Origin of the sequence: Paracoccus sp. PARArs4 (assembly GCF_947311865.1) — a bacterium.
Lineage (GTDB): Bacteria > Pseudomonadota > Alphaproteobacteria > Rhodobacterales > Rhodobacteraceae > Paracoccus > Paracoccus zeaxanthinifaciens.
Genome location: NZ_CAMZMW010000015.1, coordinates 1 through 16885 on the forward strand (window position 1 = coordinate 1; position 16885 = coordinate 16885).

The 16885-nt window shown below is 67.6% G+C and carries 15 protein-coding genes and 1 pseudogene; 7 read left to right on the plus strand and 9 right to left on the minus strand.

What is annotated here, in order from left to right; genetic code table 11:
* Window positions 1–504: 504 nt before the first annotated feature.
* Window positions 505–974, plus strand: a pseudogene (locus QMZ16_RS12370) (integrase core domain-containing protein); the annotation flags it as partial.
* 140 nt (window positions 975–1114) lie between these two features.
* On the opposite strand, the gene glf reads toward QMZ16_RS12370, so the two are convergent.
* The 5 genes from glf to QMZ16_RS12395 form a co-directional block, all read right to left on the minus strand.
* A complete protein-coding gene (glf, locus tag QMZ16_RS12375; RefSeq protein ID WP_282603507.1) occupies window positions 1115–2251 on the minus strand; it encodes a UDP-galactopyranose mutase in 1137 nt (378 codons plus the stop codon).
* Window positions 2248–3252 (minus strand): glycosyltransferase, encoded by a 1005-nt coding sequence (locus tag QMZ16_RS12380; protein WP_282603508.1) that lies wholly within the window; start codon window positions 3250–3252, stop codon window positions 2248–2250. Before QMZ16_RS12380 ends, glf begins: the two co-directional genes overlap by 4 nt.
* A gap of 96 nt (window positions 3253–3348) precedes the next feature.
* On the minus strand, window positions 3349–4020 hold the full coding sequence (locus QMZ16_RS12385) for an HAD family acid phosphatase (RefSeq protein ID WP_282603509.1): 672 nt from the start codon (window positions 4018–4020) through the stop codon (window positions 3349–3351).
* Between the two features lie 17 nt (window positions 4021–4037).
* Window positions 4038–5279 (minus strand): MFS transporter, encoded by a 1242-nt coding sequence (locus QMZ16_RS12390; RefSeq protein WP_282603510.1) that lies wholly within the window; start codon window positions 5277–5279, stop codon window positions 4038–4040.
* 80 nt (window positions 5280–5359) lie between these two features.
* A complete protein-coding gene (locus QMZ16_RS12395; protein ID WP_022708426.1) occupies window positions 5360–5950 on the minus strand; it encodes an outer membrane lipoprotein carrier protein LolA in 591 nt (196 codons plus the stop codon).
* A gap of 150 nt (window positions 5951–6100) precedes the next feature.
* On the opposite strand from QMZ16_RS12395, the gene QMZ16_RS12400 reads away from it, so the two are divergent.
* Entirely contained in the window at window positions 6101–7333 is a 1233-nt protein-coding gene (locus tag QMZ16_RS12400) for a putative DNA modification/repair radical SAM protein (RefSeq protein ID WP_282603511.1), read from the plus strand.
* Window positions 7333–8757: a UdgX family uracil-DNA binding protein gene (locus tag QMZ16_RS12405; RefSeq protein WP_282603512.1), complete on the plus strand. Its 1425-nt coding sequence runs from the start codon at window positions 7333–7335 to the stop codon at window positions 8755–8757. The genes QMZ16_RS12400 and QMZ16_RS12405 overlap by 1 nt, the downstream gene beginning before the upstream one ends.
* Before the next feature lie 18 nt (window positions 8758–8775).
* On the opposite strand, the gene QMZ16_RS12410 is transcribed toward QMZ16_RS12405, so the two are convergent.
* The 3 genes from QMZ16_RS12410 to QMZ16_RS12420 form a co-directional block, all read right to left on the minus strand.
* Window positions 8776–9693: a glutaminase gene (locus tag QMZ16_RS12410; protein WP_282603513.1), complete on the minus strand. Its 918-nt coding sequence runs from the start codon at window positions 9691–9693 to the stop codon at window positions 8776–8778.
* 63 nt (window positions 9694–9756) lie between these two features.
* Entirely contained in the window at window positions 9757–10977 is a 1221-nt protein-coding gene (locus QMZ16_RS12415) for a UbiH/UbiF/VisC/COQ6 family ubiquinone biosynthesis hydroxylase (RefSeq protein ID WP_282603514.1), read from the minus strand.
* Between the two features lie 50 nt (window positions 10978–11027).
* Entirely contained in the window at window positions 11028–11885 is an 858-nt protein-coding gene (locus QMZ16_RS12420) for an SDR family oxidoreductase (protein WP_282603515.1), read from the minus strand.
* 93 nt (window positions 11886–11978) lie between these two features.
* Here QMZ16_RS12420 and QMZ16_RS12425 point away from each other — a divergent pair, with 93 nt between their 5' ends.
* The 3 genes from QMZ16_RS12425 to QMZ16_RS12435 all read left to right on the plus strand — a co-directional run bounded on the left by QMZ16_RS12425 (window position 11979) and on the right by QMZ16_RS12435 (window position 14939).
* Window positions 11979–13466 carry an AMP nucleosidase gene (locus tag QMZ16_RS12425; protein ID WP_282603516.1) on the plus strand — a complete coding sequence of 496 codons (1488 nt, stop codon included), beginning with the start codon at window positions 11979–11981 and terminating at the stop codon, window positions 13464–13466.
* Window positions 13467–13615: 149 nt separating this feature from the next.
* Window positions 13616–13915, plus strand: coding sequence for an HU family DNA-binding protein (locus tag QMZ16_RS12430; RefSeq protein WP_028726023.1), 300 nt, complete (start codon window positions 13616–13618; stop codon window positions 13913–13915).
* A 127-nt stretch (window positions 13916–14042) separates the two neighbouring features.
* Window positions 14043–14939 (plus strand): DMT family transporter, encoded by an 897-nt coding sequence (locus QMZ16_RS12435; protein ID WP_282603517.1) that lies wholly within the window; start codon window positions 14043–14045, stop codon window positions 14937–14939.
* Here the strand turns inward: QMZ16_RS12435 and QMZ16_RS12440 are convergent.
* Complete coding sequence (locus tag QMZ16_RS12440) at window positions 14936–16306, minus strand: aminotransferase class V-fold PLP-dependent enzyme (RefSeq protein WP_282603518.1); 1371 nt, start codon at window positions 16304–16306, stop codon at window positions 14936–14938. The genes QMZ16_RS12435 and QMZ16_RS12440 overlap by 4 nt on opposite strands.
* Before the next feature lie 96 nt (window positions 16307–16402).
* Here QMZ16_RS12440 and QMZ16_RS12445 point away from each other — a divergent pair, with 96 nt between their 5' ends.
* Window positions 16403–16879: an Lrp/AsnC family transcriptional regulator gene (locus QMZ16_RS12445; RefSeq protein ID WP_022708436.1), complete on the plus strand. Its 477-nt coding sequence runs from the start codon at window positions 16403–16405 to the stop codon at window positions 16877–16879.
* The last annotated feature ends 6 nt before the right edge of the window (window positions 16880–16885 follow it).

A 16885-nucleotide genomic window follows, 5' to 3' on the forward strand; every position in this document is an offset into this window, starting at 1 on the left:
CCCCAGCCTGAAAATGTAAGAGACCAGCCGCGTCGGTATCGGACCGGCAAGGCTTTGAGATGGTGAGGCGCGAGTCGCGAGGTGATGGCAAAGCGACGGTAACACAGCGGAATTGGACACCCAGTTCGGACCGGAGCGCCTCCGAGCGCGCGCCATTGATCGGGACCCGACCGCCGGCTGACTTCATCAGGGCGCGCAGCTGTAAACTCGCTGCATCTTAGACGCCGTATACATGGCCGCGACCGACCAGATGCCAGATCAAACAAAGCTCTTGCCAAGGGGCCATCCATACATGGTCCGATGACAGTGGCCGAGCGGGATTGAGCACCGGCTTGTTCAGTCCCGGCATCCCTGAAGTTCCGAGGATGAGGAAACGATCCATGGGATCGCTTCCCCGAAGGACCGCCAGGTCGAGCGGATGAACCGCACCATCAAGGAGACGAACTGACCTGCCACGGGATTTCTTCTCCAACTGCAACTAGAGTCCGGCCCAGCGAGAGGACTGACACCTCGATCTCGGGCGGCCGCGTGGCGCACCAACTGACAGCCCTGATCGAGCGCCGCGGTAGGCCCGGCATGATTGTCTCGGACAACGGGGCCGAACTGACCTCGAACGCGATCCTGAGATGGTGCGCCGCGCAGAAGACGAATGGCATTACATTGCGCCGGGAAAGCCAATACAGAACGGCTGCGTGGAAAGATTCAACAGTCGAATGCGGGACGAGTTCCTGAAAGAGACGCTGTTTCGCAACATCGCCCATGCGCGCATTCTGATCGCGGAATGGGTCATCGACTACAACACCGAACGGCCGCACTCGGCGCTCGGATACCAGACCCCAGCAGATTTCGCTCTGCACCTAGCAACCGCAATCACCCGCCCCGCTGCGCAACATGAAAGCTCCGCGCGCCGGGTGAACGCTCAACACACGCCGAAGGGCGTAAATGACCAACGGGCTTCGGTCGCGGCTGGATGAAAGTTCAGTGGCAGGTCAGACTGTCAAACGCTTCCACTACGACAGCCATGATCAGCTACGCATGCACCTACAAAAACCTGGAAATCAGAGCCCGAAGGACTCATCATCGATCCGACCCACCCAATGCCCGGACTGAACACTTAAATCGGCGATACGAGGAAGGACGATAGCGCGCCTTCGGCGTTGCGGAAGGCGGTCGCGGTGTCCAGCGCTTCGCGGATGGTGACGTCCATGTCCAGATAGCGGTAGGTGCCCAGACGCCCGACGAAGGTGACCTTCGGGGTTTCCTCGGCCAGTGCCACATATTGCGCCAGCATCGCCTTCTCGTCGACCAGGCGGATTGGATAGTAGGGCGTGTCGCCCGGTTCGGCCGCGCGGGAATATTCGCGATAGCAGACGCTGCCCTCGTGGCTTTCCCAGAGGCTGAAATGCTTGTGCTCGGTGATGCGGGTATAGGGCACGTCCGCATCGCCATAGTTCATCACCGCGCAGCCCTGGTAGTCGCCCTGGTGGGTGAACCGTTCGAAGTCCAGCGTGCGATAGCCCAGGCGCCCCAGCTTGTAGTCGAAATACCCGTCCAGCGGGCCGGACCAGAAGACGTGGTCGGCATCCTCGGCCATGGCGGGGTCGTAGGTGGTGCCCAGCTCGACCTTGATGTTCGGGTGATCCAGGATCGCCTCCACCATCGCGGTATAGCCGTGTTCCGGCATCCCCTGGAAACGGTGGAAGAAATAGTTGTCGTCATAGTTGAAGCGCACCGGAAGGCGCTTCAGGATCGAGGCGGGCAGTTCCGTCGGCGAACAGCCCCACTGCTTCTCGGTATAGCCCTTGAAGAAGGCCTGATACAGTTCGGGGCCGACGAAGCGCAGGGCCTGCTCCTCGAAGGTCTGGGGGTCGTCGATGCTGGTATCGGCCTTGGATTCGATGAAGGCGCGGGCCTCTTCGGGGCGCATGGTGCGGCCGAAGAACTGGTTGATCGTCAGCAGGTTCACCGGCAGCGAATAAACCGCGCCCTGCGTCGTCGACTTGACCCGGTTCTGATAGGGCATGAAGCTGGCGAAGCGGTTGACGTAATCCCACACGCCCTCGTCGTCGGTGTGGAAGATGTGCGGCCCGTAGGTATGGACCATGACGCCGGTATCTTCGTCACGCTCGCTGTAGCAGTTGCCGGCGATATGGTCGCGGGCGTCGATGATGCGGCATTCGTGCCCGGCCTCGGCCAGCTCGCGCCCGATCACGGCACCCGAAAGGCCCGCCCCTACAAGAAGTATCTTCATCCGCTTCGTCCTGCCTCCGCTTCGCGTGGGCTTGTGCCCGATGCGATCGCTATAACCTCGGGGTGGGTCCTGTCCAACCGTCCGCGCAGCCCGTCGCGCATGGCGATGCCCAGCAGGCGGCGGAATGTTGCGGATTCGTCGCCGTATCGCGGCGCGATCCTGCGCCACTTGACCGCCAGCAGCGGCAGCAGGGGCCAGAACCACGGCCCCGCCGCCACGCGATAGGCCAGCAGCGCGTTGCGATACATGTAATAGACCTTCCAGATCGGCGTCAGGCGCAGCGTGCCCGCCGCGATCGAGGTCGTGTCGTGTTCGTAGCGGATCGCCGGCGCGAACCCGATCCGCAGCCCGCGCCTGCGCAGCCGCAGCGTATAGAGCTGATCGTCGCCATAGATGAACAGCCGCCGGTCGGGATAGCCGCCCTGCCGGATCGCCCGGCGCGACAGGAACAGCCCCACGAACGAGGCCATGTCCACCGCGATGGTGCCCGCGTCGCTGTCATAGGCCGCGTCGTCCAGGTGGAACCCGCGCCGACCCGCGCGCAGCGTGCGCAGGAATTCCGGCAGGCGCCAGAACGGGTTGCGATAGGGGCGGTTCATCTCGCAGACTTGGCCCTCGGGGGTCAGCACCGCGGCGCCCACCGCGTCCCAGCCGTCGCGATCCATGTCGCGGAAGGCCGCCACGGCGCCGGGCATCGGTCGCCCGTCATCGTCCGAGATCAGCACCCAGTCGGGATCCAGCCGTTCCACGATGTCGCGCAGGCCCATGTCGAAGCCGCCCGCACCGCCGGTATTGCGGTCATGCGCGATGACATGCAGGCGCGGGTCGTCCAGCCCGCGCAGCCATTCGACCGTGCCGTCGTCGGACGCGTTGTCGAAGACGACGATGGCGTCCAGATCCTCGGCCAGAAGGCGCGTCACCGTGGGCTGCAGCTTGGCCAGCCGCTGATGGGTGACGACAAGGGCTGCGATGCGGTCGCGGGAAGGGGGGTGCTGGGTCATGCGTCGGTCGGTTGGGGCGGTGAAGCCGATACCGGCTGCGTGCCGCCCCTATAGCAGGGCGGCCATGCCGCGGGCAACGGCGCTTAGGGGCGACACCTAGGGACGGCGCCAGGGGCGCAGCTCGGCCTCGACCCAAGTGCCGTGGGCGGCGTTCGGAAAGACAATCCAGTCCTGCCCGAAGCGATCCGCGTGATCGTGCGCCAGCCGGTGCTGGTCGTCCAGCGTGGCCCCCGCGAACATGCCGTCGAAATCGTGCAGCGTGTCGCCCAGCTGCAGGACGATGCGGTGATCCCGCTCGATCCTTGCGCGGCGGTCGGCCTTGGGCGGGCCGAACAGCAGCACCTGCGCATCCGAGACCTGCGGCAGGCCCAGCCGCGACAGCGTGGCGATGGTCGCCAGCTTGTTCTCCTCGAACCGGTCCGAGAGGTAGAAGATCGCGACCCCCAGGCTGTCGGCCAGGTGCAGGAAATCGGCGGCGCCCGGGATCAGGTGGGGATCGCCGTCGCGTTCCCAGGATTTCCACATGTCCACGTGGTCCATGCGGTCGTGATGTTCCATCGACAGCGCCATGACGGCGCTGTTGTCCAGGATCGTCTCGTCGATGTCGCTGACGATGGCCAGCCCCTTGCCGCCGCCGGCCCGGTCCACGGCCTCGCGCAGGCGCAGCGTGGCCAGCGCATAGCATTGCCGCTGCAGGGCGCGCACCTCGGCCGAGGATTGCTGGTAGCGGACGGCGATGCGGTGGTCGTGGGGCGTGTGGACGGTCATCTGGGGCCTTTCGGGTCTTATGCGGGGGCGGCCATGCGCATGGGCGCCTCGCGCACGGGAAGGTGGATCAGTGCACTGAACGCGCCGACGCCCACGCCGATCCACCAGACCAGCTGGTAATCGCCCGTCGCGTCATACAGCGTGCCGCCCAGCCAGACGCCCAGGAAGGACCCGATCTGGTGCGACAGGAACACGAACCCATAGAGCGTGCCCATGTAGCGCAGCCCGTAGATATAGGCCACCAGCCCCGAGGTCAGCGGCACCGTGGCCAGCCACAGCCCCCCCATCACCAACGAGAAGACGATGACGCTGCCCGGCGTGATGGGCGACAGGATGAAGGCCGCCGCGGCGATGGTCCGCATCGCGTAGATGCCCGCCAGCAGGTATTTCTTGGTGTACCGCTTGCCCAGCCACCCCGCCATGATCGAGCCGCCGATATTGGCCAGCCCGATCAACGAGATCGCGATCGCCCCAAGCGCCGAGGTCGTCGTGATCCCCAGGCCCGCCAGCATCCCCGAGGGAGAGATCGGGCCGCACATCTCGGTGATCATCGCGGGGAAATGCGCGGTGATGAAGCCCAGCTGGTACCCGCAGGAAAAGAACCCCACGAAGATCATCAGATAGGACGGATCGCGGAAGGCGCGGCGCAGCACGCTGCCCATGCTCTCCTCCAGCGCCGAGGGGCTTGCAGGGCGGCCCCCGCCCAGCATCGGCAGGAAGGCCATCGTGGACAGCACCGCCACGCCGAAGATGATGAACACCGTCTGCCATGCATAGAAGCCCAGCAGCACCTCGGCCACGGGGGCGCCGAAGACCTGGCCCGCAGACCCCGCAGCCGTCGCGATCCCAAGCGCAAGGCTGCGGTTCTCGTCACTGGCGGCGCGGCCTACAACGGCCAGGATGACGCCGAAGCCCGTGCCCGCGATGCCGAAGCCCACCATCACCTCCAGCGCCTGGATGCCCAGGGGGGTGGTCGCGAAGGCCGTCAGCACCAGCCCCGCACTGTAGAGGATCGCGCCCAGGATGATCGCCCACCGGTCGCCCCATCGTTCGGCCAGCGCCCCGAAGATCGGCTGACCGATCCCCCAGGCAAGGTTCTGGATGGCGATGGCCAGGCTGAACTCGGCGCGCGGCCAGCCGAAATCGGCGGCGATGGGGATCTGAAACACGCCGAAGCTGGCGCGCATGGCGAAGTTGATCAGCAGAATCAGCGAACCGCCGATCAGCACCGGCGTAAGCAGGGAGGATTTGGTCGTCATGGCTGTGGCCCCCAGGATCAGGGCCACAGGTTTGCTGTTGCGTCAGGCGCGGTCAATCGCGCGATTGTATGGCTGCAATATCAGCGGCGGCCCATCTCGTTCTGGATCGAGAAGCGCGACGAGGGGATGGACCCGCCCTTGCGCATCTCGCCCAGGATGACGGTGGTCTTCTGGCCGCTGTCGTCGGTGACGACCCACTGGCGCAGTTCGGTCGGCTGGGTGAAGACCATCTGGATGTTGCCGTGGTCGGGATGCTGGGGATCCTGTGCCACGACGATGGTGCCGTTGTTCTGTTCGGTATGGCCGGTCACGACGCCCGGACGGCCCAGGTTGACGTTGCTGTCCAGGATGATCGACAGCGGCGTCTGCGACAGCGGATACTGCTGCGGCCCGCCATTCGATTTCGAATCGAACACCGCCACGTTCCCGCCCGATGCCAGCACCAGCGTGTTGTCGTTGTCGTATTCGAACCGCACGCGGCCCGGCCGCTGGATATAGACGGTGCCGGTGGACACGGTCCCGTCGGGATTCACCTGGGTGAAGTCCGAGGTCACGGTCGTCAGCCCGTTGAGATAGCGGGAAATCTCGGACAAGGAGATCGGCGCGGCCATTGCCTGCACGGCAAGACCGACAAGAAGGGCGGGCGCAAGAGCGAGTGAGCGAATGTTCATGACGCTGATCTTATCCTTTCCTGTGCGGTCTGCACATCACGTCTGCAGGAAGGCCGCAGCCCGCAACACTCGCGCGGATGTGAGGGTTCCCGCCGGATGCAGCCTTTCGTCGCAGTTGAACGGAACGTAAAGGGAACGTATCTTGCGGGCATGGTCACGAAAACGCTTCAGGACAAGCTGGCGATCCTGTCGGATGCCGCGAAATACGATGCCTCCTGCGCCAGCAGCGGCACGACGCGGCGCGATTCGCGGTCGGGCGGGATCGGGTCGGCGGGCGGCAGCGGGATCTGTCATGCCTATACGCCCGACGGGCGCTGCATCAGCCTGCTGAAGATCCTGATGACGAATTTCTGCATCTACGACTGCGCCTATTGCATCAACCGGGTCAGCAGCAACGTGGAACGCGCGCGCTTCTCGCCCGAAGAGGTGGTGACCCTGACGCTGGAATTCTATCGCCGCAACATGATCGAGGGGCTGTTCCTGTCCTCGGGGATCATCCGCAGCCCCGACCAGACGATGGGCGACATCGTGCGGATCGCGAAGATGCTGCGCGTCGATCACGGCTTCAAGGGATATATCCACCTCAAGACGATCCCCGACGCCTCGCCCGAACTGGTGGCCGAGGCGGGGCTCTATGCCGACCGGCTGTCGGTCAATATCGAGCTGCCGCAGGACGATTCGATCCGCAGGCTGGCTCCCGAGAAGCGCCCCGAGACGATCCGCGCCACGATGGCCGACCTGCGCCTGTCGCGAGAGGCCGCTAAGGAGAAGTCGTTCACCGGCAGGCGCCCCCCGCGCTTCGCGCCCGCCGGTCAGTCCACGCAGATGATCGTGGGGGCCGATCAGGCCTCGGACCGCGACATCCTGCGCACCTCGGCCAATCTCTATACGGGGTATCGGCTGAAGCGGGTCTACTACTCGGCCTTTTCGCCCATTCCGGACGCGTCCAAGGTGCTGCCGCTGATCAAGCCGCCCCTGATGCGGGAACACCGCCTGTACCAGGCCGACTGGCTGATGCGCTTCTACGGGTTCGATGCCGAGGAGATCGGTGCCGCGCATCCCTCGGGCAACCTGGACCTGGCCATCGACCCCAAGCTGGCCTGGGCGCTGGCCAATCGCGCGCATTTCCCCGTGGACGTGACCCGCGCCCCGCGCGAGTTGCTGCTGCGCGTTCCGGGCTTCGGGACCAAGACGGTGCAACGCATCCTTGCCGCGCGCCGGAACGGTGCGGTGCGCTATGGCGACCTGCTGCGCATGGGGGCGATCATGTCCAAGGCGCAGCCCTTCGTGACGCTGCCCGACTGGCATCCCGGCGCGCTGACCGACAGCGACGGGCTGCGCGCACGCTTCGCCCCCGCCCCCGAACAGCTGAGCCTGTTCTGATGATCCGCGCCAGCCTGCCGCGCTTCGGTCGGTTCGAGGCATGGCGCGACGCCGCGCGCATCCTCGCCAGCGCGCGCATTGCGCCCGGCGACGTGACCTGGGGCGATCCCGATGCGCCGGCGGACCTGTTCGGCGCCGATCCGATGCCCGCACCCGGCGATGCCCCCGTCACCGCGTCGCGCGATTTCCTGGATCTTGCGCGGCAGGTGGCCAGCCATTCCGACCCCGAACGCTTCGCCCTGCTTTATTCCGCGCTGATGCGGTTGCAGAACGATCGCGGGTTTTTGTCGAACCCCGCCGACCCGCTTCAGGACCGTCTGTCCCGCATGGCCAAATCCGTGCGCCGCGACATCCACAAGATGCATGCCTTCGTGCGGTTCCACGAACTGCCCTCGGACGGCCCGCGCCGCAGCTTCGGCGCATGGTTCGAACCCGAACACCCCATACTCGAGGCCGGGACGCCCTTCTTCGCCAAGCGCTTTGCCGACATGGACTGGCTGATCGCCACCCCCGAAGGAATCGCGCGCTTCATGGGCGGGCCGGTTTCTTTCGATCCGCCCGCCGCGCGGCCCGACCTGCCCGACGATGCCAGCCACGGGCTGTGGCAGACCTATTTCGCCAACATCTTCAACCCGGCCCGCATCAAGACCAATGCCATGCGGTCCGAGATGCCGGTGAAATACTGGAAGAACCTGCCCGAGACGCGGCTGATCCCCGAGATGCTGAACGACGCGCCGCGCCGGGTGCAGGCCATGGCCGATGCGGGGGCATCCATCGCGCCCGCGCGGGCCGCGCGGGTGACAGCGCGGATCAGGCAGGCGCCCGACGACGCGGTGCCGCAGTCGCTGGGGCAGGCGGGCGAACAGGCCGCACGCTGCACGCGCTGCGAATTGTGCCATGCCGCGACCCAGACCGTCTGGGGGCAGGGCGATCCGCAAGCGGGGCTGATGATCGTGGGCGAGGCACCGGGCGATCACGAGGATCTGCAGGGCAAGCCCTTCGTCGGCCCCGCGGGCCAGCTGCTGCGCGACACGATGGGGCAGGCGGGGATCGATCCCGACCGCGCCTGGCTGACCAACGCGGTCAAGCATTTCCGCTTCCAGCCGCGGGGCAAGCGGCGACTGCACCAGAGCCCCGACGGAGGCCATATCGAGCATTGCCGCTGGTGGCTGGACCTGGAACGCCGCTTCGTGCAGCCGCGCCTGACCCTTGCGCTGGGCGCGACGGCCGCGCGGGCGCTGACGGGCGACAGCTCGGCGCTGACGCCGCGACGGGGCGGGGTGGAACGCGCATTGGATGGCGGGCCGGTGCTGATCAGCTGGCATCCCAGCCTGATCCTGCGCCTGCCGCCCGACCGCGCGCCTGCCGCGCGCGCCGAACTGCTGGCGGATCTGCAGACCGCGCGGCGGATGCTGGCGGCCTGATCCCCAGCCGAGGACCTCTCAGCCGAAGACGGACCAGCCGGTGAACTCGGCCAGCTTCTCGGCAGCAAGCGTGCCCATCTTGGAATTGCCCCAGCCGTCCAGCCCCGGCGACCAGATCGCGATGCTGGCCCGTCCCGGCGCGATGATCAGCAGCCCGCCGCCCACGCCCGATTTCGCGGGCAGGCCCACGCGGAAGGCGAAGTTCCCCGACCCGTCATACTGGCCGCAGGTCAGCATCAGCGCGTTGATCCGGCGGGCCTTGCGCGGGGACAGCATCTGCGGCGCGTTCGGCAGCCCCGCGATGGACCGGCCCGCGCGGGCCAGCTGGATGCAGCTCATCTCGATGGCGCATTGGTGGAAATAGGTGCCGGTCGTGTGCTCGGGCGGGTTGTTCAGGTTGCCGAAGCTGCGCAGGTAATGCGCAAGCGCGGTGTTGCGGTGGCCGGTCTCGGCCTCGGATCGGGCGACGGCCTTGTCGATGTGGATGTCGTCATCCTCGGCGGCGGCGCGGACGAAGCTCAGCACCTCGGACAGGGCCTGGCGGGGCGTGCGCCCGGTCAGCAGCTCGTCGGTGACGACCAGCGCACCGGCGTTGATGAAGGGGTTCCGGGGGCGGCCCTTTTCCTGTTCCAGCAGCAGGATGCTGTCGAACCGGTCGCCGGATGGCTCTCGTCCGACGCGCAGCCACAGCTGTTCGCCGATGCGGCCCAGCACGCAGGCCAGCGCGAAGACCTTGCTGACCGACTGGATCGAGAAGGGTTGCGCGGCCTGTCCCGCCGTCAGCACGCGCCCGTCGGGCAGGGCCACGGCGATGCCGAACTGGTCGGGGGCCACGCGTCCCAGCTCGGGGATATAGTCTGCGACCGCGCCCCAATCGCCCATCGCGCGGATCTCCGCGTCCAGTCCGGTCAGGAATTCCTGCAGATCCTCGGCCATGCCGCCCCCTTCGCGTCGCGTTCAGGCGTGCTTCTGCCCGAAAGGGTCGGGCCTGTGAACCGTCTAAAGCGGTCTGCCCGTCAGAAGGCGGGGCATCGGATCGACCGCCAGCCCGGCCGCCTGCCGCATGAAGCGGCGGCGCAGCCCCGGAATGCCGCCGACGATGCCCATGCCCGCCCCGCGCAGCCCCGCGATCAGCGGGTTGTCGGTCGCGAACAGCCGGTTCACCCCGTCCATGCCAAGCGCCAGCGCGGTCGCATCGAAGCGCCGCCACCCCTGGTATCGTTCGAGGACGAGGATGCTGCCGATATCCTCGCCCCGGCGCAGGGCCTCGACCAGAACCTCGGCCAGGGCCGCGACATCGCGCAGCCCCAGATTCAGGCCCTGGCCCGCGATGGGATGGACGCCATGCGCCGCATCCCCGACCAGCGCGACCCGTTCCGCGACATAGCTTTCGGCCAGCGACAGGCTGAGGGGATAGCTGAAACGCGCCCCCGCAAGGGCGATCGGCCCGAGGAAGTCGCCGAAGCGCGGACGCAGCACGGCCATGAATTCGTCATCGGGCAGGGCGGCAATGGCGCGGGCATTGGCGTCGGTTTCCGACCAGACGACGCTGCTGCGATTGCCCGGCAGGGGCAGGATCGCCAGCGGGCCGGTCGCCATGAAATACTGATGCGCGATGCCCTCATGGGGCAGGTCGTGGTCGATGGCCGCAACCAGCGCGGTCTGCCCGTATCCCCAGCCGCGGCGCGCGATGCCCGCACGCGCGGCCACGCCCGATCCGCGCCCGTCCGCGCCGATCAGCAGGCCTGCGCGGATCTGCTGCCCGTCCGACAGGGTCGCGGTGATCCCGGTCGCATCCGCCGCCTGTTCCGTGACGGCCAGCCCGTCCAGATGCGTCACGCGCCCATCCATCCCCGCCAGCAGCGCGGCATAGAGGAAGCGATCCTCCAGCATGTGGCCGACGGGGCCTTCCTCGATCTCGGCGCTGTCGAAATGCAGGAAGCAGGGGGCCGCGCCCGATCCGGGCTGGCCCTGGGACGCCTTGATCTGGCGCATGGGCTGCGCCTTGGGCGCAAGATCCGTCCACAGCCCCAAGGCCCCCAGCAGCCGGGTCGAGGCGATGGACAGCGCATAGGCCCGACCGTCGAACGCGGCATCGGCCCGCGCCGTCGCGGGGCGCGGATCGACCACGGCCACGGACAGCCCGGCACCCGCCAGGGCAATGGCCAGCGTGGGGCCGTTCAGCCCGCCCCCGGCGATCAGGACGTCAAAGCGTTTCATGGCCGCGATCTAGTCACGGGCGGGGGGCAAAGGCAATGCGGCGCAACGGCTCAGCCCTCGGCGCGCAGGATCGCGCGAAGCCCGCTGTCATAGCCCGGATATTTCAGCGCGACGCCCAGCCGTTCCTTGATCCGCGCGTTCGAGACCCGCTTGCTGTCGGCATAGAAGGACCGCGCCATGGGCGACATGTCGCGGGCGGCCTCCTCGAAGGGGATTTCGGGCGGCGGGTCCATGCCCAGCAGCATCGCGGCATGGGCGATCACGTCCTGCGGCGGGGCGGGCTGGTCGTCGCACAGGTTGTAGATGCCGACCGGATCGGGCGCGTCGATCGAGGCCAGCAGGACCTGGGCGATATCCTCGACATGGATGCGCGAGAAGACCTGCCCCGGCTTGACCGTGCGCTTGGCGCTGCCGCGACGCAGCTTGGCAAAGGGCCCGCGACCGGGGCCGTAGATCCCCGCCAGCCGGAAGATGTGCAGCGGCAGGTCGTTTTCGCGCGCAAGGTCCCGCCAGTCGGCCTCGGCGCGGATGCGGGCCTGTCCGCGCGGGCCGGACCCGTCCAGCACGCTGTCCTCGTCGACCCAGCCGCCCTGCCGGTCGCCATAGACGCCGGTGGTGGACAGGTATCCCAGCCAGCGCGGCCGCGCCTGCGCCAGGTCGTCCCGGAACCGCGCCAGCACCGGATCGCCGTCCGGCCCCGGCCCCGCCGACACCAGGATCGCGTCGGCCCGCGCGATGGCCTGCCGGACGGCATCCTCGTCCCCCGGCCAGACCAGCGGGCGCGCGCCCGCCGCCGCCACCCTTTCGGGGTGTTCGCGCGTGGTGCCTGTGACGTTCCAGCCCCGTGCCGTCAGCAGGGGCGTCAGATAGCCGGCAGAATAGCCGTGACCGAAGACGAGCATTTCCATGACGCCAACGTAACGGGCCGCGCGAAGCGGCGCCAGACGCTTGCCTGCCGCAGGCGCTTCCGGCAGGGTCGTGCCAATCAGAAGGACGATGAAATGACCACGGATTCCCGCTTCCTGCCCATCGAGACGCCCCCGACCGAAGCCCCCCGCGATTTCAGCGACCCGGTGCAGGCCGTGGCGCATCTGCGCGCGCTCTATGACCAGGCGACCGAGTTCCTGCTGGGGCATTTCACGCGCATTCTGGGCGGCGAGACCCCCGAGGCGCGGTATCGCGCCTTCTATCCCGAGCTGCGGATGGTCGTGCCGACCCATGGCAAGATCGACAGCCGCCTGTCCTTCGGCCATGTCGTCGCGCCCGGCAGCTTTGCGACCACGATCACCCGCCCCGACCTGTTCCAGAACTATCTGACCGAACAGATCGGGCTGCTGATGAAGAACCACGGCGTGGTGATCACGGTGCAGCCCTCGGACACGCCGATGCCCGTGCATTTCGCCGTCGCCGCCGCCCAGAGCGACCTTGCCGTGCCGCAGGAAGGGGTGCTGGCATTCTCGCTTCGCGACGTGTTCGACGTGCCCGACCTGAACACGATGAACGACGACATCGTGAACGGCATGGCCGGCCCGATGCCCGATGGCAGCCAGTATCTGGCGCCCTTCACGGCGCAGCGCATCGATTATTCGCTGGCGCGCCTGTCGCATTACACCGCGACCGCGGCCGAGCATTTCCAGAACTTCGTCCTGTTCACGAACTACCAGTTCTATGTCGACGAGTTCGAGGCCTATGCCCGCAAGGTGCTGGCCGATCCCGACAGCGGCTATACCGCCTTCGTGGCCCCCGGCAACCAGGAGATCACCGGCCCCGACGACGCGCTGAGCGCGCTGCCCAAGATGCCGCAGATGCCCACCTATCACCTGAAACGCGCGGACGGGCAGGGGATCACGCTGGTCAATATCGGCGTGGGGCCGTCCAACGCCAAGACCGCGACCGACCATATCGCCGTGCTGCGCCCCCATGCCTGGCTGATGGTCGGCCATTGCGCGGGGCTGCGCAACAGCCAGTCCCTGGGCGATTTCGTCCTGGCCCACGCCTATCTGCGCGAGGATCACGTCCTGGACGACGATCTGCCCGTCTGGGTGCCGATCCCCGCCCTGGCCGAGGTGCAGGTCGCCCTGCAGGAGGCCGTGGCCGAGGTCACGCGCCTGGAAGGCTACGAGCTGAAGCGCATCATGCGCACGGGCACCGTGGCCACCATCGACAACCGCAACTGGGAACTGCGCGACCAGTCGGGGCCGGTCCACCGCCTGTCGCTGTCGCGCGCCGTCGCGCTGGACATGGAAAGCGCGACGATCGCCGCCAACGGCTTCCGGTTCCGCGTGCCCTACGGGACGCTTCTGTGCGTGTCCGACAAGCCTCTGCACGGCGAACTGAAGCTGCCGGGCATGGCCACGGACTTCTATCGCACGCAGGTCGCCAACCACCTGCTGATCGGCATCCGCGCGATGGAGAAGCTGCGCGTCATGCCACTGGAACGCATCCATTCGCGCAAGCTTCGTTCCTTCAGCGAGACGGCGTTCCTGTAGGCGGGCGTCAATTCGCCAGCAAACGCGGGAATTCGCGCGTCCGGCGAAAAAGGCTTGATCTACCCGTGAAAACCGTGTGTAGCAGGCGATATGCCTTAAAAAGGCGGTAATTTTGTGGCCCGGAGCAACAGGGCAAGAGGAGACAGAACATGGCTACGGCTTCTGCCAAACCGATGACCAAGACGCAGCTCGTCGCTACGCTGGCCGAAGAAATGGGTTCGGACAAGAAATCGGCAGGTGCCGCGCTGGACGCGCTGGTCACCATCGTGACCCGCGAAGTCGCTGCCGGTGGTGCCGTGACCCTGCCGGGCATCGGCAAGATCGCTTGCCGCGCACGCCCCGAGCGCCAGGTCCGCAACCCGCAGACCCAGGAAATGATCACCAAGCCGGCCGACAAGTCGGTCAAGGTGACCATCGCCAAGGCGCTGAAGGACAGCGTCAACAGCTGATCCCGCGGGGCCGTCCGGCCTTGTCTTTCGGGGGTCGTGCCGCTGGCACGGCCCCTTTTTTGCGCTTTGTTTGCAGGGGACGCTCTGTTAGCCGTTCGTGCAGCATGTGCAAGATACGGGGCAGGGCATGGATTTCCGCGCAATCCTGATGGGTGTCGCTTTCGCGATCATGTGGGCCTCGGCCTTCAGTTCGACGCGCATGATCGTGACCGAGGCCCCGCCCCTGACCGCATTGGCGCTGCGCTTCGCGCTGTCGGGCGCGGTGGGCGTGGCGATCGCGCGCGCGATGGGCGAAAGCTGGCGCGCGCTCAGCCCGGCGCAATGGCGCGCGGTCGTGGTGCTGGGGCTGTGCCAGAACGCGCTGTACCTGGGGCTGAACTGGATGGCGATGCAGTGGATCGAGGCCGGGCTGGCCTCGATCATCGCGGCCAGCATGCCGCTGATGGTGGCGCTGCTGGGCTGGGTCTGGCTGGGCGAGCGCCTGCGCCCCCTGGGCATCGGGGGGCTGGTGCTGGGCCTTCTGGGGGTCGGCATCATCATGGGGGCGCGCCTGACGGGCGGCAGCGACCCGATGGGGATCGCGATGGGCTTCGTCGCGGCGCTGGCCCTGGCGGTCGCGACGCTGACGGTGCGCGGCGCCAGCGGCGGGGGCAACGTCATGATGGTGGTGGGCCTGCAGATGCTGGTGGGCGCGGCGGCACTGGCCATGATCGCGCCCTTTGCCGAGACCTGGGACGTGGCGATCACGCCGCGCCTTGTCGGGGCCTTCGCCTATACCGTGATCGTGCCGGGGCTGCTGGCCACGTGGATCTGGTTCCTGCTGGTGGGGCGGATCGGCGCGGTCAGGGCCGCGACGTTCCACTTCCTCAGCCCGTTCTTCGGCGTGACCATCGCCGCGCTGCTGCTGGGCGAATCCCTTGGCGCGGGCGACCTTCTGGGCGTCGCGATCATCATGGTGGGCATCCTTGCGGTCCAGCTGTCGCGCCAGCCCGCCCCCGTGCGCAAGCGCCCGCCCCCGGCCTAGGCCGCGGGACGGAAGATCGCCGTCGCCGGATCGGGGCGATAGGCATCGCGGTGCCGCAGCGCGTCCTGCGGCAGCTGCCGAAGTGCGTCAAGGATGGCGTCGATCTCGGGCTCGGGGGCGGCCCAGCACAGGTTCAGGCGCGTGAAGCCCGGCTTCTCGATCTCGGCGCCCGACAGGATCGCCTGCCGCAGCCGTTCCGACTGCGCATCGTCGATCCCCAGCAGCCGGTGGACATAGGGGCCCGCGCAGGCGCAGCCGCCCCGCGCCTGGATGCCGCGCAGGTCCGACAGCAGCCGCGTGACGAATTGCTGATGTGCGCCCGCCACGCGGAAGGCCAGGATCGGCAGGCGCGGAACATCCCGGCGGCCCAGCATCGCCAGCCCCGGCACGGCGTCCAGATCGCGCGCCTTTTCCAGCCATCGCGCGTTCCGGTTGTCGATGAAGCGCTGGCCCACGCGATCCTTCAGCGCGAAGACCAGCCCCGCGCGGATGTCGCCCAGCACGTTGGGCGTGCCGCCTTCCTCGCGCGCCTCGACATTGGCGGCATAGTCGTGGCTCGCGGCGTTCACGAAGCGCACGGTGCCGCCGCCCGGCAGGCTGGGCCGCGCGATCCGCACCGCGTCGCGGCGCAGGATCATCACCCCCGATGCGCCCGGCCCGCCCAGGAACTTGTGCGGCGAGGTCACGACCGCATCCATCCCCAGCCCCATGTCTATGGGCAGATAGGGCGCACCCCCGGCATAGTCCCAGACCATCGCCGCGCCCGCCGCCTTGACCATGCGCGTGATGCCCGCCACGCCGGCGATCACGCCGGTCACGTTCGACGCCGCCGACATCGAGACGATGCAGCGCATCCCCGTGTCCAGCGCCTGTGCCAGCGCGACCCTGTCGGGGCCGCCCGCGGCACCCTCGGGCAGCTCGATCACCTCGGCGCCGCTTTCGCGCCAGGGCAGGATGTTCGAGTGGTGTTCATAGGGGCCGATGATCACGCGGCTGCCCGGTCCCGCGCCCAGCAGCTGCACCAGCCGGTTGATGCCCGCCGTGGCCCCCGATCCGCAGAAGATCGCCGCGTGATCCGCCGTGCCGCCCGTGCAGCGCAGGATCTGCGCGCGGGCGGCGCGGCGCATGGCGGTCATGGCGGCGCCGCAATGGCTGGCCTCGGTATGGCTGTTGGCATAACGGGGCAGGATCTCGGTCATGACCAGCTGCTCGATCGGCATCAGCGCGCGGCCCGAGGCGACGTGATCGGCATAGATCATGCGCTTCGGCCCGAACGGCCCCTCGATCGTCAGGTCGTGGCCGATGACCTGTTCATGCAGCCTGTCGGCGGGTCCGGCGATCGCGTGCAGCCTGTCGAAGATGTCCATCGGGGCCTTCCTTCCATGTCTCGTCCCGAAGCATGACCCGGTCTGGCCGCAGAATTGATTTCGTTTTCGACGCAGGATGCGGGTATATCGGGTCGCATGAACGACAAGACGCCCGGATTCGACGAAATCGACCACCGCATCCTGTCCGTCCTGCAGCAGGATGGCAGCGTGTCGCAGCGCGACCTGGCCGAAAGGGTCGGGATGTCGCAGAACGCCTGCTGGCGCAGGTTGCAGCGCCTTCAGCAGGCCGGGGTGCTGAAGGGCAGCCGCGCGGTGATCGACGCGGGCGCCGCGGGGCTGCACCTGACGGTCTTCGTGATGATCCGCACCCGCCACCACGACGACGCCTGGTCGCGGCGGTTCCGCGCCCGCGTCGAATCCATCCCCGAGATCACCGAGCTGCACCGCATCGGCGGCGAATGGGATTACATGGCCAAGCTGGTGACGACCTCGATGGCGGGCTACGACCAGTGCTACAAGGCGCTGACACGCGACATGGATCTTGAACGCGTCACGGGCGTTTTCTCGATGGAGACCATCTTCGAGGCGCGGCCGCTGCGGTTGCCGCGTTGAATTCCA

Coding starts and splice junctions, on each gene's coding strand:
- glf (WP_282603507.1), bottom strand. CDS start 2,251: ATGAAGATACTTCTTGTAGGGGCGGGCCTTTCGGGTGCCGTGATCGGG.
- QMZ16_RS12380 (WP_282603508.1), bottom strand. CDS start 3,252: ATGACCCAGCACCCCCCTTCCCGCGACCGCATCGCAGCCCTTGTCGTC.
- QMZ16_RS12385 (WP_282603509.1), bottom strand. CDS start 4,020: ATGACCGTCCACACGCCCCACGACCACCGCATCGCCGTCCGCTACCAG.
- QMZ16_RS12390 (WP_282603510.1), bottom strand. CDS start 5,279: ATGACGACCAAATCCTCCCTGCTTACGCCGGTGCTGATCGGCGGTTCG.
- QMZ16_RS12395 (WP_022708426.1), bottom strand. CDS start 5,950: ATGAACATTCGCTCACTCGCTCTTGCGCCCGCCCTTCTTGTCGGTCTT.
- QMZ16_RS12400 (WP_282603511.1), top strand. CDS start 6,101: ATGGTCACGAAAACGCTTCAGGACAAGCTGGCGATCCTGTCGGATGCC.
- QMZ16_RS12405 (WP_282603512.1), top strand. CDS start 7,333: ATGATCCGCGCCAGCCTGCCGCGCTTCGGTCGGTTCGAGGCATGGCGC.
- QMZ16_RS12410 (WP_282603513.1), bottom strand. CDS start 9,693: ATGGCCGAGGATCTGCAGGAATTCCTGACCGGACTGGACGCGGAGATC.
- QMZ16_RS12415 (WP_282603514.1), bottom strand. CDS start 10,977: ATGAAACGCTTTGACGTCCTGATCGCCGGGGGCGGGCTGAACGGCCCC.
- QMZ16_RS12420 (WP_282603515.1), bottom strand. CDS start 11,885: ATGGAAATGCTCGTCTTCGGTCACGGCTATTCTGCCGGCTATCTGACG.
- QMZ16_RS12425 (WP_282603516.1), top strand. CDS start 11,979: ATGACCACGGATTCCCGCTTCCTGCCCATCGAGACGCCCCCGACCGAA.
- QMZ16_RS12430 (WP_028726023.1), top strand. CDS start 13,616: ATGGCTACGGCTTCTGCCAAACCGATGACCAAGACGCAGCTCGTCGCT.
- QMZ16_RS12435 (WP_282603517.1), top strand. CDS start 14,043: ATGGATTTCCGCGCAATCCTGATGGGTGTCGCTTTCGCGATCATGTGG.
- QMZ16_RS12440 (WP_282603518.1), bottom strand. CDS start 16,306: ATGGACATCTTCGACAGGCTGCACGCGATCGCCGGACCCGCCGACAGG.
- QMZ16_RS12445 (WP_022708436.1), top strand. CDS start 16,403: ATGAACGACAAGACGCCCGGATTCGACGAAATCGACCACCGCATCCTG.